We start from the raw sequence: 13,923 nt of genomic DNA on the forward strand, positions 1-13,923 counted from the left end.
TTCTACACGCCTATATTAGCATAAATATTGGTATCTTAGAAACATCATAGCCAACACCACACACATACAAGATACGATGAGAAAATACCTACACTTGCTTGCTTTTTTATGGATGGTTGCTAATACAGCCATGGCTCAACTCCCTTCAAAAGAAATTAATGACATTATTAAAACGGCCGTTGACAGTAAAAGAAGCAAGAGCATCATTATAGGCATTATCGATTCCAATGGCAGAAGATTCTTTAGCGAAGGAGTAATTAGTGATGATAACCCTAGACGACCAGACAGTAACACGATGTACGAAATCGGATCAATCACTAAGGTTTTCACCTCCCTTGTTTTGGCAGACATGAGTTTAAAGCGCCAACTCTCTCTTCAAGACCCTATTTCCAAATTTCTACCAAAATCGGTAAAAACCCCAAACACTAATGGCAAGGAAATTTCCTTACTGGACCTATCCATCCATACTTCTACTTTTCCCCGCTTTCCTTCTAATGTAGATCCCAAAAACTTGGATGATCCTTATGGCGATTATAGTACCAAACGTTTATTTGAATACGTTTCTACTTACCAACCCGATATGGAAATAGGTTCACAATGGAGATATTCAAACACTGCCTATGGATTATTGGGCCACATTTTAACAACTGTTTCAAAAGCAAAAAACTACGAGGAGCTTATTAAAGCACAAATTTGTAAACCCTTGAGCATGCGCAGCACCGTCATTTCCTTAACTCCTTTGTTACTAAAAAACACGGCAACTGGCTATGCTGAAGATGGTAAACAAGTAGCCCCACTAAACCTGTCGGCCATAGAGGGTGGTGGTGCTTTCCGCTCCAATGCGAACGATATGCTCTCCTTTGCCGCTGCAAACTTGGGGTTCATCCAAAGTAAGCTATCAGCAGCCATGCAGCTTACACATACCAAACAAATTCAGAAAGAACGAAACAGTACCGAGTATGCTACGATGAGTTGGACTTTATGGGAAAAAGATGGACGAAACATTATTTATAAAGATGGTGGTACACCAGGTTTTCGTACCTTCATTGGTATAGACCCGCAGTACAAATTTGCGGTAGTAGTACTCTCTAATTCCAATAATGGCGTAACGGATATCGGCAAACATGTAATGAAGCCTAACTCTCCTATTAGCACCTACATTTACCGCTGGAATTTATTAGACACACTTAGAGAAACTATAAAAAATAGCGGTATAGATGCGACTATTACGCTTTATAGAGCACTTAAAACTTTAAAGCACCCCCAATATTTTTTTGACGAAAATCAGTTAAACAATTTGGGGCACGAACTCAGAAAAAATAAACGAATTGACGATGCCATCGAGATTTTTGAATTGAACCAATCTGAATATCCAAACAGTACCTTGGTTTACGAAAGTCTTGGTGAAATTTATAAACGTTACCAAAAAGACCGAAAAAAAGCCCTCGAGTTTTTTGAGAAAGCAGCAAAACTAGAGCCCTCCAATCCACATTGGAATTTCGTCATCGATAAACTGAAAGAAAATTAAAAATCATGATGGTACTACAGAAAGAACCGCAGGCCAATTTACCTGTCTGCAAATTGCTAGCTTTTCTCTCCATAGCATTTATTGCCATAACCTCGCTTACCATTGGACAAGATTTCCTTGAATCTATCAGGAATAGCTCCTCCTTCTATATCGAAGAATCTTTACTCTTCAAAGTGATTTGGCTCCTTTTTATTCCTATGCTAGCGCTGCTGCATCGAACATTTCAGCGAACAAAATTAAAAGGTGCACCCCAAATCATTTCTTTTGTACTGGCGGCAAGCATGGCTCATCTCATTTTAGTTTCTGTAATCACCTTGTTTTTTTCTGTGCTATTTTTTGAGGGCAGGTATGATTTGTATAAGATATTTTCCTACACCCTTGCGCAAGATTTTTATAAAATAATGGTGGTTTACACCTGTTTTGCCTTTGTACATTTTCATCTGTTCGCTAGCCAAAACCCAATCAAGCAAAATGAAAAACAAAGCTTAGAAAAGCTAATGGTGCAACATGGCAGGAACAAAACCTTGGTTTTCGTTAATGAAATCACAAAAATTACTTCTGCTACGCCTTATATTACCATTCATGCCGGAGATAAGGAATACTTACATACCGATACGCTAAAGTCTTTCTACCAAAAAATAGACGCTGAGGTATTTATTCAAGTACATAAGACCACAATTGTAAACCTTAACATGGTTACAGCAGTTAAATCCCGACTTAACGGAGACTACGATTTGCAATTAAAAAATGGCAAGGACATTAGGTTAAGCCGAACCTATGTAGAAGGATTTAAAAAGAGATTCAACCTGAAAAACCATCAGGATAACATATAAACTCATCGGGTTAACCTATTTTAATTCCATTACAAATCCTTAGTTCATAGTTTCGTTTTCATCAACAGAAAACATAACAACCATGAACCTTAAAACTAAAATCTTATTTTTTTTCTTTTTTACTTTCGTTACAACTGCTTGCAATGCACAACGTAATAAGATAATTGGCGGGGCTTGCGAGGGATGCGAAGCCATTTACGAGTACGGGAATAAAAAGCTAACTCCAGTAGACACTTTACCTGAATTTGAACGTAAAGCTCCCAAATTGAAAATTACCGGAACCGTTTTCAAGGCCGATGGCAAAACGCCAGCTAAAGGTGTAATCATCTACATTTACCATACCAACCGAGAAGGCATCTATGAACAAAAAGGTGATGAAAAGGGCTGGGCTAAAAGACATGGTTTCATTAGAGGTTGGGTTAAAACGGGAGCGGATGGCAAATATACCTTTTATACTTTTCGTCCCGCCTCCTATCCGGACCGCAGCGAACCCGAACATATCCATATCACCATTAAAGAACCTAATATAAAAGAATATTACCTTGACGAATATCTTTTTGAGGATGATTCTTTATTAACTCCAAAAATTAGGAAGACAAGGGAAAACCGTGGCGGATCCGGCATTGTAAAACCCACTCTTCAAAAGGGAATGCTTACTATCGAACGAAACATCATTTTAGGGCAAAACATTCCGAACTATGAATAGATTACTTCTTTTGATTTTCCCTTTGCTTTTGGTCCTTTCCTGTATAAGCAAGCACCATTCTGATGCGCCTCCCGTAACTATCAATATCTTAGGTGATACATCTACAATAATCACCGCTGATACAGTTCCCATTAATCGTCTAAAATCCAGCATCAACTGGACAGCCACCGAAATGAGGGGCCTTAAGAAACGCGCTGGAAAAATTTCATTTAGTAAAGGCTATTGTCTATTTTCAAAACAAAAAATTGTGGGAGGAAGCTTTATTGTTGATATGAAAACCATAGATGTGACAGATATTCCCGCTCACGAAAAAGAGGCTCGCAGGAATCTAATCGCTCATTTGAAAAGCAAAGATTTTTTTTACACGAAAACATATCCAGTATCGAATTTAAAGTTTACCAGCGTTCAAAAACTTTCTAACGATAGCCTAAAAATCCGTGGAGATTTGACCATCAGGAACGTGACCAAAAACATTACTTTTTTCGCACAGCAAAAAGGCAGCCGCTTTATTGCCAAATTTACCTTTAATAGATTGGACTGGAAAGTAGCCTATACTGGAAGTTGGGCAGACAAAACATTAGTAGATAATGACATTGAATTGGCGATTGAAGTTACCTTTTAAAAGATGTAGTAATATTTCCATCATGGGGTAAATAGAAGATATCATAACTAAGGAGCTCTTTTTAACCTCAAAACCAGGTAAGATAATTCCGTAACTAAATCCTTATATTTAGCTAAGTACAAATCATTTAGTGTTTTATATAAGGATCATCTAATGAAGGAATCGCGTACCAACAACAATATAGCTCTCCATTATTGGACGGAGCGGCCTGAAGATGTTATCACGGCTCTTGGCTCAAGTGAAAATGGCTTATCCAATGAAGAAGTCAACAAACGCCAAAAGAAATATGGTCCCAATAGTATAAAAGGAAAAAATGTTTCCAGCGCTTATTTATTGTTTCTAGGACAATTCAAAAGTCCTATCACCCTGATTCTTATTGCCGCAGCCATTCTTTCCTTTATTCTTCAGGATAAAACCGATGCCATCATCATTCTCGTCATTGTAGTGGTAAGTAGTGGTCTTGGGTTTTGGCAAGAATATGGTGCTTCAAATGCAGTGGCCAAGCTACTACAAATGGTACAAATTACCGTACAGGTAATCCGAGAAAATGCAGCCAAATCGGTGGCTACAGAAAGCATTGTCCCCGGCGATGTCATCTTACTTTCTGCTGGTGACATCATCCCCGCCGACAGTATCATCATTTCCTCTCAAGATCTTTTTGTAGATGAAGCAGCTTTTACCGGTGAAAGTTATCCCGTAGAAAAACAAGTAGGTTCTTTAGCAATAGACACCCCTATCGCCAAACGAACAAATATGCTCTTTATGGGCTCTCACGTAATCAGCGGTAAAGCAAAAATATTAGCCATCTCTACAGGAATGAATACCGAGTTTGGTAAAATATCCAATAGATTAAGACTTAGAGCACCTGAAACCGAATTTGAAAAAGGCATTAAAAAGTTTGGCTTCATGCTCATGCAAATCACCATGGTGCTTATCATCATCATATTTGCCCTCAATGTGCTTTTACACAAACCCATACTCGATGCATTTCTTTTTTCGTTGGCATTGGCAGTAGGCCTCACACCACAATTACTCCCCGTAATCATTACTGTGAACCTATCTGTAGGTGCTAAAAAAATGGCCGCGCAACAGGTTATCGTAAAAAGATTAGCGGCCATTGAAAACTTCGGCAGTATGAATGTCCTCTGTTCCGATAAAACAGGAACCATTACCCAAGGACAGGTGAAGTTATACCAAGCTACGGATTTTGAAGGAAAAGAAAATGAAAAAGTAATGCATTATTCATGGTTAAATGCGGCCATGCAACAAGGATTTAAAAACCCTATTGACGAGGCGCTCATCACTGCTTATTCTCAAAATGAACAAACTAAACCACCGTTACTGGACGAAGTTCCTTATGATTTTCTTCGCAAACGACTAAGTGTAGTATTGTCATTAGATGGACAACCAACAGTAATTACGAAAGGTGCATTTCAACAAGTTTTAGAAATTTGTAGCTATATCCAAAAAGGAACAGCAGCCCCTACCCTGATGTCGGAAGATGATCGTAAGCAATTACAGGAACGTTATGCCAATTTCAGCAAAGAAGGCTATCGCACATTAGGAATTTGTTGGAAACAACCTAACCAACAGACTTTCAAAAAAGAAGACGAAAAGGAAATGGTATTTTTAGGCTTTCTTACCTTTTTTGATCCTCCGAAAGAAAGTGCTATTAAAGCCATCAATGACCTTAATGGATTAGGGGTAAAACTAAAAATCATTACCGGCGACAATGCATTAATTGCTGAAACCTTAGCCAAAACCATAGGCTTAGCTAATGCCGTAGTGGTAAAAGGAAGTGAACTAATGTCCATGAGTAATGATGCGCTGATGGCCAAGGCAACCGTAACTGATATCTTTGCAGAAGTAGAGCCCAACCAAAAAGAACAGATCATTCTTGCACTGAAAAAGGCTGGGCATGTGGTGGGCTTCATGGGCGATGGCATCAATGATGCAGCTGCTTTACATGCCGCAGACGTAGGAATTTCGGTAGATACCGCAGTGGACGTGGCTAAAGAAGCCGCTGATTTGGTATTGATGAACCAAGACCTGGAAGTATTGGCAAACGGTATTAGAGAAGGAAGAAGAACCTTTGCCAACACTATGAAATATGTTTTTATGGCTACCAGTGCTAATTTCGGCAACATGTTCAGTATGGCTGGGGCTTCATTAATCTTGTCTTTCCTACCACTTTTACCTAAGCAAATTTTACTCACCAACCTTCTTACCGACGTTCCTGAAACCACCATTGCCACAGATAATGTAGACGAAGATTATATCAACAAACCTCATCGGATGGACATCGGGTTTATCAAAAAATTCATGCTGGTCTTTGGTCTATTAAGCTCTATTTTTGATTATTGCACCTTTGGCGTGTTGCTTCTGATACTTAAAGCAAACGAACGGCAATTTCAAACAGGATGGTTTCTTGAGTCTGTTATTTCCGCTTCTCTCATCGTTTTGGTGGTAAGAACCAGAAATCGTTTTTTCAAGAGCTTGCCTAGCCGTCCACTATGGATTGCCAACCTTTTGGTGGTTATATTGGTACTGGCAATTCCATATACGCCTTTAGGTAATCTATTTGGTTTTGTGCAGCTACCGCTACAGTTTTATGGTTACATGACAGCCATTGTAATTGCCTACATTATTACTGCTGATTATGTTAAAATATGGTTTTACAAAAAATTAGCTGATGGAAATTAAATCACAAACTGTGCAGAACTTACCGATAAAGATTACGAAATTTTAGTACCAAAAAAGTAACCGATCAGCGCAGTGGTTACCATGGCTACAGTACCCCAAAAAGCAATCCGTAAAACGCTTTTCCCCACAGGAGCTCCACCAGTTTTGGCGGCAATGGCGCCCAATACCATCAAAAATAAAATGGAAAATACATATTGTCCATAAACCATATTACGCATAGGCAAAAAAATGGCTACCAACAAAGGTAAAGCGGCACCAGCAATAAATGATGCAAAAGATGCCAAAGAAGCCTGCAACGGCTTTGCACCTGATAACTGGGTAATTCCCAATTCATCTCGTAAATGCGTTTCCAAGGGTGCTTTAGCCATCAGCTGTTGAGCTACTTCTCGAGCAAGCTCCTCAGAAAGGCCTCGTTCCTTATAAATTTCTACTAATTCTTCCAGCTCCTGCGCTGGCATTTCAGCCAGTTCTTGTTCTTCCCTATGGATGTCGGCCTTTTCTGTATCGAGTTGAGAACTCACCGAAATATATTCTCCGGCGGCCATCGACATCGCCCCCGCGATAAGGCCAGATATTGCAGCCAGCACCACCGTACTTCTTACATCTGTTGCAGCAGCAATACCAATCACCAGACTAGTGGTTGAAAGTATTCCATCATTGGCTCCAAGCACCCCAGCCCTTAGCCAACCCACCCTGTTAATGTAATGTTTTTCAATCATCGCTTAGTTTTGTTAAATGACCTTTTCATTAGTACCATCCTATGTTTCATGATTTTTCATCACCCTGCTTAACACCAATGGCAACGACAGCAAATCGTAATGATTTTCATAAACCAGATATTTATCCATCCATTGGTCAGCATATTTAGCCTTAAATTCATATAAACCATGATAATGCTTAAATTGACTCAAACGTTCGTAGGCAAACTTGATCACCCACTCGGGAACATCCTTAGGCTTATTTATGCCCGACATGGATGCTACTCCCATATTAAGCGCTTGCGAACCGTTTTCTTTTAAATATGCTATCAACTTTACAATAAGTGCATCCATTACCCCTGATGGCGCATCCTCTGTTTTTCTGATGAGGTCATAAGTTCCCTCTCCTTCCACATAATCGGGTATAATATTCAAAAAAGCGACCACTTTTTCATCTTCATTTTCAATAGTAATGATTGGCTGTTCTTTGAGTTCGTCCCAGTTAAACATACCCGATGAAAAGACAATTTCTTTTCGATCAAGCGAATGTAACCAATTGTCGGAAACCAATTTTAACTTTTGCAACAAACCATCTTTAATAGGTGGCTGGTACAAAACAGGTTTAAATCCTTTACGTTCCAATGCATTGATGGCATTCCTCAGCGATTTCCTGTCTTTCCCTTCCAACGTAAAAGAATTGAGATCTACAATAGCCTCTTGTCCTATTGGCAATGATTTTTTGCCCAATTGATAAAAAAATGGCAAGCTTAATTGATCAATTTTATAATAAGCGGTTTTTAAGCCATTATCTAAACAAAACTTTTCAAATTCCCTTAAGATGTTTTGGATATTCTCGGGATTATTCTCGCATACAGGACCGCCTAATGCCACCGCAAAGCCCGTAGCTATTTTATAAGCAATAAAACCTTCTGTAGAAGTTCCAAAAAAGAAGGACTTATCTCCATAAGATTTAAAATAATCATCTGCCGACCTTCCGAAACGTTCCAATAAAGCGGTGGCCTTTTCTTGTTCTTCCTCTATGGTAGCTGTTTTAAAGATAAAAGGTTTGATAAAAGCATAAAGCAATAAACCAATCGAGATAAGTCCCAGCAAATTAATAGAATGCACAAATCCAGCGGCAAACCTCGTTAAAGGCGCAGGATTTGGCGACAGTAACAAAAAGCTATTTAAAGTACTTTTAACCGCCTCGACAAAAGAAAAATCAACGCCAAACTCCTTGGCATCTAAAAAGTAAAAACCTATTACACCATATACAATGACACTTAAAAGTATAATTAAAGAGTTTTGAATACCAAAATCACGCACTTTAGGATCACTTTTCAACCGATAGTTACGTTTTGTAGCCACCAGTACAATGATGGCCAAAAGCGCCACAGAAGCTTCTTCATAGTCAATCGCTTTCGAAAGGTTTCCAATTAATGAAATTACACACAGCACCAAGGCCAGCAACCAAGCATTACGCAAACCACGAATGAGGAAAGCAGCACAACACAGCAACATGATGCCCGCAATCAAAGTGGCAAGGTTAGACAAATGAATAGCGTTCATAGGTAAAAAGCCCTGAAGGAAATGAAGTCTATTGGCAAGTGGCGGCGTTAATACCGAGACAATATTTACCAAACCTAACAAGGCCAGCAAAGTGGCTGGTAAAATACGCAATAGGATATTTCCTCTTGAAAAACTAAATGCCGCAAGACCAGCAAGCAACGTTAACCAAAATTCAAATACCCTATACAAAACAGTAATGGAAATAGAATCGATATTGCTAATGCCATAAGATCTTAGCACAAATACCAGTGAAACTTCTACCGCCCCCAAACCTCTCAAAAAAGGCGAAATGGCAAAAAATAAAGTAGCAATTACATAACCCGCAATACAACTTTCTAAACCTGCCGAAATGCCCAATGCTTTCATAGCAATATAAAGATGCAAAATCCCACATAGCTCAACACATAACGAACAGATTAGCGTTGCTATAATTTTTTTAAGAGAAAAAGCACCTAAACTAATTTCTTCTACAATACCTTCAAATTGTGGACTTAACTTATAAAGCTGATCAAATACCCATCCCTTTTTCAAAAAAGACCTGGTAGCCAGTATTAATAGCAACATGAGTACAATCAGTCCTAAAAAAGCGGCCCAAGTACTATTGGAAGTACTTTTTACTGCAGCAAGGTAAAGTAGCACTGGTAAAGCAATAATAGCTAAAGATGCTATGCCAATAATCCCGAAAATATAGGAGGCAAACCCTATACGGCTTTTGCTGATTCCTTTTTTTTCAATGTCGGCCGTAAAAAACGCCAATGATGTAATGCCTCCTCCTGGTAAAAAAACACTAACCAAGTTTCTTTTTAAGAATAGCTTTACACCATCCAAAACAGAAATATTAGCCTGCACTGCCTTGAAAGAATAAACATACATTAAACCATGTAAAGTGATATACACTCCTGTAACTACTACCCCAAGCAGCACGTAAGTGGGCAAGGCATGTTGTAATATTTGGCCAGCTTGTACAATTTCGGTCCTTTGTTTTCTAAAAAAATACGCTGCCAATAAAAGAAATAGAAAAGCTAGAATTTCCTTAAAGTAATAGTTATTGGCCCTAAGTGAGAGTTTCATGATCTGGTATTTGTTGATATGGTTAAGGGTATCTTTATTCTCTACCTCATTTTAACGACTTTTTCTACGATAGCATTGTAGTCATTATCAAAATGATGCCCTCCAGGAAGCGTTTCCAACGCTGCTCCCGAGTTCCTGAATTTGGCCATCGTCTCCTTATCCTCATCACTACCGAAAATACAGAGTTTTTTAACACTCGTTTTACGCAACTCAGCGACAACATCATAAGGTTCATTATCACTACTTAAACTAAGCATATCGGCCACATGAATTTCAAAATCTGCCCGATCATCTGGCGACAATAAAGCCACCGTTTTTGTAGCTTTTTTTATTTGTTCTGGTAGTCTATTCACTATAAATGGTGCTACACAGGCACCAAAGGAATAACCCATAATAGAGAATTTGATGCTTGGCTCTTTTTCTTGGTAATAGGCTAAAATTTTGGCTATCTCAGTAGCCGTTTGCTCGGGTGTTTTAGCGTTCCAAAAATATTTTTGAGCATCTAGCCCAATCACTTTTAGTCCTTTTGCTGCAAAGGTATTGGCCAAATCTTGGTCAAAACTTGTCCAACCACCATCACCAGAAATCATGAACATCAATTCATTGGTATATGTTTTTGGTTCTACCAACTGTATAGGCATTTCTGTTTTTAGCGCTGAAAAGGAAGGATTTTTTTGGCTAGGACCCAATATTTTTAAATAAGCTGTTTTAAACTGAGGCAGCCAATTGTCGGCGATAGAAAAACCATGCCCAACTTTGGGCAAAGTGACCAATTCAGCATTTTCCATTCCCTTTAAAAAAGTTGCAGTAGCATTAAAAGGACAAGTTTGATCTTTTACACCATTAAGTGCGATAAAAGGTGCGGCCAATTTTTCTACTTTATCCAAATAATAGCTTTTTCCAGGCTTAAGTATATGCGAAGGCAATCCGCTTCCTTTACACAAAGGTTTACGAAGATCAATATCAGGACAAAATCCCAAAGCTATCCCACCTTTAAATGTACCTGCAGGTGCTTGGGCAATTAAACCATAAATTAAGGTAGCACCGTAAGAATAACCAACCAATATGGGCTTTTGATAGCTGGCAAACTTATATTTCTTTTGCAAGGCCATGCTAAGCTGTTCAAAATCTGCCGCCGGATAATAGCAATCCTTCTTCTGTCTGGCCATATAAGCAGCAAAATGCTTAGCATCTACCCCAGCAACCAAAGCGCCCTGCTGTGCTAAAAACTTGGCCATATTGATTACCCCAAACTGCCATCCTCCATCGCCAGAAACAAATAAAACCAATGAACTGGGTGGAGATTTAGGTTGGTACATGGTGAGCTTCCCAAAGCCTCCATAAGTAAAGGTTTCCTGTGCGCTCAACCTGATATTGAAGAGCATTAACATCAAAATGATTACAGTAAATGTTTTAGCGAAAATAGATTTGTTCATATATTGAAATCGAGCTGATTAAATATAAGAAATTTAAAAACAAATGCACGGAGCTTATTGATTGCCTTAAACTTAAAAACCATCAACCATTTATTTTGCTTTATTCCTCAAATAGCTGTTCCTAAAGTATCCAGTGCTCACTATATTTACTTTTTCAATTGAAACCGATGTCCAAAAGCAAACCCTCCATTCCTTTAAAAACCATGTCCGATGAATTCGAAAGAGGAATGTACATTGCCAAGGTATCTGTGGAGGAACTGGCTTCTTACGAACCTGCTATGCATGCCCATCGGGATGATTACCATTGTTTTTTCATCCAGGAAGAAGGAACGACCTCTATTGAAATTGATTTTCAAAAATATTGCATTACGGGTCCTGCTATTGCCTATATCCATCCCAATCAGGTCCATCGCATGTTGGCGGCACAGGATCTCAATGTGAATGTATTGATCATTAGCAATGAAAGCCTCCATGTGGAATGGCTAAACATTTTGCAAGAAATAGCACCCGTTACACCGCTAAAATTAGCACCACAAGACCTCATCCTTTTTAAGGAAACCGTTACCCTATGCCTCAAATTTTGGGACGGTAAGCCTGAACAACTTTTCAAATCTATTTTAAGGGATAGTTGCAATGCTTTAGTGGGACTGATCACTGCACAATATTTGGGGCAAGCAAAACCCAAAACCAAATTAAACAGGTCCGAAGTTATCACCAGTATATTTAGGACACTTTTAGAACAAGATTTTATCCAATCTAAAAGTCCAGCCGCCTATGCCGAAAAATTAAACATCTCGCCAGTTTACCTTAACGAATGCCTTAAAAAAGCAACGGGTTATCCCGTCTCTTATCATATCCAACAACGCATTATTTTAGAGGCCAAACGTCTACTGTATCATTCGAATAGATCTGTGAAGGAAATTTCGGCCGAACTTGGCTACGACGATTACCCTTATTTCTCTCGTCTTTTCACCAAAGTGGTGGGGATGTCGGCTTTGAGCTTCAGAAGCAAAAACCTCGATTAATCCAATTATCACCTTGCATTATCCTTTCCTAGCCCACCCATTTAAGCTTGTTTTGTAAAAAAAACATAGCTTATGCCAAGTGCACCAAAATGGTTATTCGACGTTGTCGAACGTTTATTGCTTCCAAAAATACCGTTAATGGAAGTTTCAGCGAGTGAGTATCTGTCTCCAACGATTAAGAAAATACGGTTTAAAGGAACTTTTGATTCTTTACAATTCCAAGTAGGCTCATACCTTGATTTTAGGGTTTCGGATACGGAAGCCAGAAGATATACAGTCTCCTACCTAGACCCTAAAAAGGAAATAATGGAATTTATTGTACATCTGCATGGCCAAGGCCAGGGTAGGCAGTTTATGGAAGACTTAAAAGTAGGTGATAAAATAGTGGTAAGCGCTCCCAGATCACACAAGTGCTACGAAAAATCACTCAAAAGCTATCTTATTTTTGGCGATGAAACTTCCTTAGCATTAGCATGCTCTTTACTACCTGTACTCATTAACAACGACCACCAATTTCATTTCTATTTTGAACTAGAGCAAGCAAACCACCATGTTCCCAAATTACTAGGCATTCCAAATTGTACGGTGTTTGCCAAAAATGGTTCCTTCCTTAACGAAAGTTGGATCAGCAAATTACCCATTTTTCAAAGTTCCACTAGTAACGATACCACTTTTGTGCTCACCGGAAATGCAAAATCGGTACAAGCATTTAAAAAGACCGTCAAAAACCAATCGAAGGCCAAAATCTTTTCACAAGGCTATTGGCTTGAAGGCAAAAAAGGACTATAAACCTAACCCACCACCAAATGATATACGTATTTAAAACTACCGTACAAACTGAAACAGATGTGCTGTTACTAAAACCATATTTGGATACAGCCTTAGCTGAATTAGATTGGAATTTCGACCTCGAAGATTGCGATCGTATCCTCCGTGCCGACACACCTTTGGAACACCCAGAAAGAATAGTAGCGATACTCCACCAAAAGGGATTTGAGTGCGAAGAACTAAATTGAGGTTATTTAGTACTACGGAACACATTCAGCACCAAATGGAAATCTGATTGGTATCTCTTAGGATTAAGTTTAAAGTAAAAAGCTCCCTTTTTGGAACTCGACTTATCTTTTTCTTCTAACTTGATAAGCAGTCCTGTAGATTTTATTTTTCGATTAAAGTTTCCAGCATCAATCTTCATATCGTTCACTTCCTCAAAAAGTACTTGTAGCTGAGGAAGCGTAAACTTTTTGGGAAGCAATTCAAACAAAATAGGATGCAAAGCGGCTTTGTAACGAAGCTTTTTCCACGCATCCGCCACCATCGTATCATGATCAAATATAAGTTCGGGCCGCTGGTTGATGGGAAACCATTCGGCATGGTAATCGGCATTAATTTGAGCACTGTACTTATGAATATCGATCAGGGCAAAATAAGCCACGGAAAGCACTCTTTCAATAGGATCACGATTTGGTTTACCATATACCTGAAATTGCTCCAAATAAATGCCATCCAGCCCTGTATTCTTTTTCAACACCCTGGCAGCAGCTTCGTCGGTGCTTTCATTTGCACTCACAAATCCACCAATTAAACTCCACTTGTTAATTTCGGGTTCAAGCCCCCTTTTTACCAATAGTAATTTCAAACGCTCGCCATCAAAACCAAACACAATACAATCTACAGCAACCAGGTAATGCGTTTGACTTGAATATTCGATCATTTGTAAGCTTATTTAATG

The 13,923-nt window shown here is 38.9% G+C and carries 12 protein-coding genes; 8 read left to right on the forward strand and 4 right to left on the reverse strand.

Features of this window, described 5'->3' with window-relative positions; all coding sequences use genetic code 11:
• Nucleotides 1-76: 76 nt before the first annotated feature.
• From ABDV71_RS14695 to mgtA, 5 genes are all read left to right on the forward strand, one after another.
• Nucleotides 77-1,528: a serine hydrolase gene (locus tag ABDV71_RS14695; RefSeq protein WP_343533843.1), complete on the forward strand. Its 1,452-nt coding sequence runs from the start codon at nucleotides 77-79 to the stop codon at nucleotides 1,526-1,528.
• Between the two features lie 5 nt (nucleotides 1,529-1,533).
• On the forward strand, nucleotides 1,534-2,361 hold the full coding sequence (locus ABDV71_RS14700; RefSeq protein WP_343533845.1) for a LytTR family DNA-binding domain-containing protein: 828 nt from the start codon (nucleotides 1,534-1,536) through the stop codon (nucleotides 2,359-2,361).
• 82 nt (nucleotides 2,362-2,443) lie between these two features.
• Complete coding sequence (locus ABDV71_RS14705) at nucleotides 2,444-3,067, forward strand: intradiol ring-cleavage dioxygenase (protein WP_343533847.1); 624 nt, start codon at nucleotides 2,444-2,446, stop codon at nucleotides 3,065-3,067.
• A complete protein-coding gene (locus ABDV71_RS14710; protein WP_343533849.1) occupies nucleotides 3,060-3,689 on the forward strand; it encodes a YceI family protein in 630 nt (209 codons plus the stop codon). The genes ABDV71_RS14705 and ABDV71_RS14710 overlap by 8 nt, the downstream gene beginning before the upstream one ends.
• A 153-nt stretch (nucleotides 3,690-3,842) precedes the next feature.
• Complete coding sequence (gene mgtA, locus ABDV71_RS14715) at nucleotides 3,843-6,392, forward strand: magnesium-translocating P-type ATPase (RefSeq protein ID WP_343533851.1); 2,550 nt, start codon at nucleotides 3,843-3,845, stop codon at nucleotides 6,390-6,392.
• 32 nt (nucleotides 6,393-6,424) lie between these two features.
• Here the strand turns inward: mgtA and ABDV71_RS14720 are convergent, their stop codons facing one another.
• The 3 genes from ABDV71_RS14720 to ABDV71_RS14730 are packed head-to-tail and all read right to left on the reverse strand — an operon-like array spanning nucleotide 6,425 to nucleotide 11,166.
• On the reverse strand, nucleotides 6,425-7,111 hold the full coding sequence (locus ABDV71_RS14720) for a VIT family protein (protein ID WP_343533853.1): 687 nt from the start codon (nucleotides 7,109-7,111) through the stop codon (nucleotides 6,425-6,427).
• Between the two features lie 39 nt (nucleotides 7,112-7,150).
• Nucleotides 7,151-9,730, reverse strand: coding sequence for a phosphatidylglycerol lysyltransferase domain-containing protein (locus ABDV71_RS14725; RefSeq protein ID WP_343533855.1), 2,580 nt, complete (start codon nucleotides 9,728-9,730; stop codon nucleotides 7,151-7,153).
• Between the two features lie 41 nt (nucleotides 9,731-9,771).
• A complete protein-coding gene (locus tag ABDV71_RS14730) occupies nucleotides 9,772-11,166 on the reverse strand; it encodes an AcvB/VirJ family lysyl-phosphatidylglycerol hydrolase (protein ID WP_343533857.1) in 1,395 nt (464 codons plus the stop codon).
• Between the two features lie 167 nt (nucleotides 11,167-11,333).
• On the opposite strand from ABDV71_RS14730, the gene ABDV71_RS14735 reads away from it, so the two are divergent.
• The 3 genes from ABDV71_RS14735 (at nucleotide 11,334) to ABDV71_RS14745 (ending at nucleotide 13,207) form a co-directional block, all read left to right on the forward strand.
• Nucleotides 11,334-12,191, forward strand: a complete 858-nt coding sequence (locus tag ABDV71_RS14735) for a helix-turn-helix domain-containing protein (protein ID WP_343533859.1) — start codon at nucleotides 11,334-11,336, stop codon at nucleotides 12,189-12,191.
• A gap of 138 nt (nucleotides 12,192-12,329) precedes the next feature.
• Nucleotides 12,330-12,980, forward strand: a complete 651-nt coding sequence (locus ABDV71_RS14740; RefSeq protein ID WP_343533861.1) for an FAD-binding oxidoreductase — start codon at nucleotides 12,330-12,332, stop codon at nucleotides 12,978-12,980.
• A 17-nt stretch (nucleotides 12,981-12,997) separates the two neighbouring features.
• Nucleotides 12,998-13,207 carry a hypothetical protein gene (locus tag ABDV71_RS14745; protein WP_343533863.1) on the forward strand — a complete coding sequence of 70 codons (210 nt, stop codon included), beginning with the start codon at nucleotides 12,998-13,000 and terminating at the stop codon, nucleotides 13,205-13,207.
• A 2-nt stretch (nucleotides 13,208-13,209) separates the two neighbouring features.
• Here the strand turns inward: ABDV71_RS14745 and ABDV71_RS14750 are convergent, their stop codons facing one another.
• Nucleotides 13,210-13,905: an NUDIX domain-containing protein gene (locus tag ABDV71_RS14750; RefSeq protein WP_343533865.1), complete on the reverse strand. Its 696-nt coding sequence runs from the start codon at nucleotides 13,903-13,905 to the stop codon at nucleotides 13,210-13,212.
• Nucleotides 13,906-13,923 lie beyond the last annotated feature (18 nt).

The sequence above is a fragment of the Pedobacter sp. genome (genome assembly GCF_039594775.1).
GTDB lineage: Bacteria > Bacteroidota > Bacteroidia > Sphingobacteriales > Sphingobacteriaceae > Pedobacter.

Coding starts and splice junctions, on each gene's coding strand:
- ABDV71_RS14735 (WP_343533859.1), top strand. CDS start 11,334: ATGTCCAAAAGCAAACCCTCCATTCCTTTAAAAACCATGTCCGATGAA.
- ABDV71_RS14725 (WP_343533855.1), bottom strand. CDS start 9,730: ATGAAACTCTCACTTAGGGCCAATAACTATTACTTTAAGGAAATTCTA.
- mgtA (WP_343533851.1), top strand. CDS start 3,843: ATGAAGGAATCGCGTACCAACAACAATATAGCTCTCCATTATTGGACG.
- ABDV71_RS14720 (WP_343533853.1), bottom strand. CDS start 7,111: ATGATTGAAAAACATTACATTAACAGGGTGGGTTGGCTAAGGGCTGGG.
- ABDV71_RS14700 (WP_343533845.1), top strand. CDS start 1,534: ATGATGGTACTACAGAAAGAACCGCAGGCCAATTTACCTGTCTGCAAA.
- ABDV71_RS14730 (WP_343533857.1), bottom strand. CDS start 11,166: ATGAACAAATCTATTTTCGCTAAAACATTTACTGTAATCATTTTGATG.
- ABDV71_RS14745 (WP_343533863.1), top strand. CDS start 12,998: ATGATATACGTATTTAAAACTACCGTACAAACTGAAACAGATGTGCTG.
- ABDV71_RS14705 (WP_343533847.1), top strand. CDS start 2,444: ATGAACCTTAAAACTAAAATCTTATTTTTTTTCTTTTTTACTTTCGTT.
- ABDV71_RS14750 (WP_343533865.1), bottom strand. CDS start 13,905: ATGATCGAATATTCAAGTCAAACGCATTACCTGGTTGCTGTAGATTGT.
- ABDV71_RS14740 (WP_343533861.1), top strand. CDS start 12,330: ATGGAAGTTTCAGCGAGTGAGTATCTGTCTCCAACGATTAAGAAAATA.
- ABDV71_RS14710 (WP_343533849.1), top strand. CDS start 3,060: ATGAATAGATTACTTCTTTTGATTTTCCCTTTGCTTTTGGTCCTTTCC.
- ABDV71_RS14695 (WP_343533843.1), top strand. CDS start 77: ATGAGAAAATACCTACACTTGCTTGCTTTTTTATGGATGGTTGCTAAT.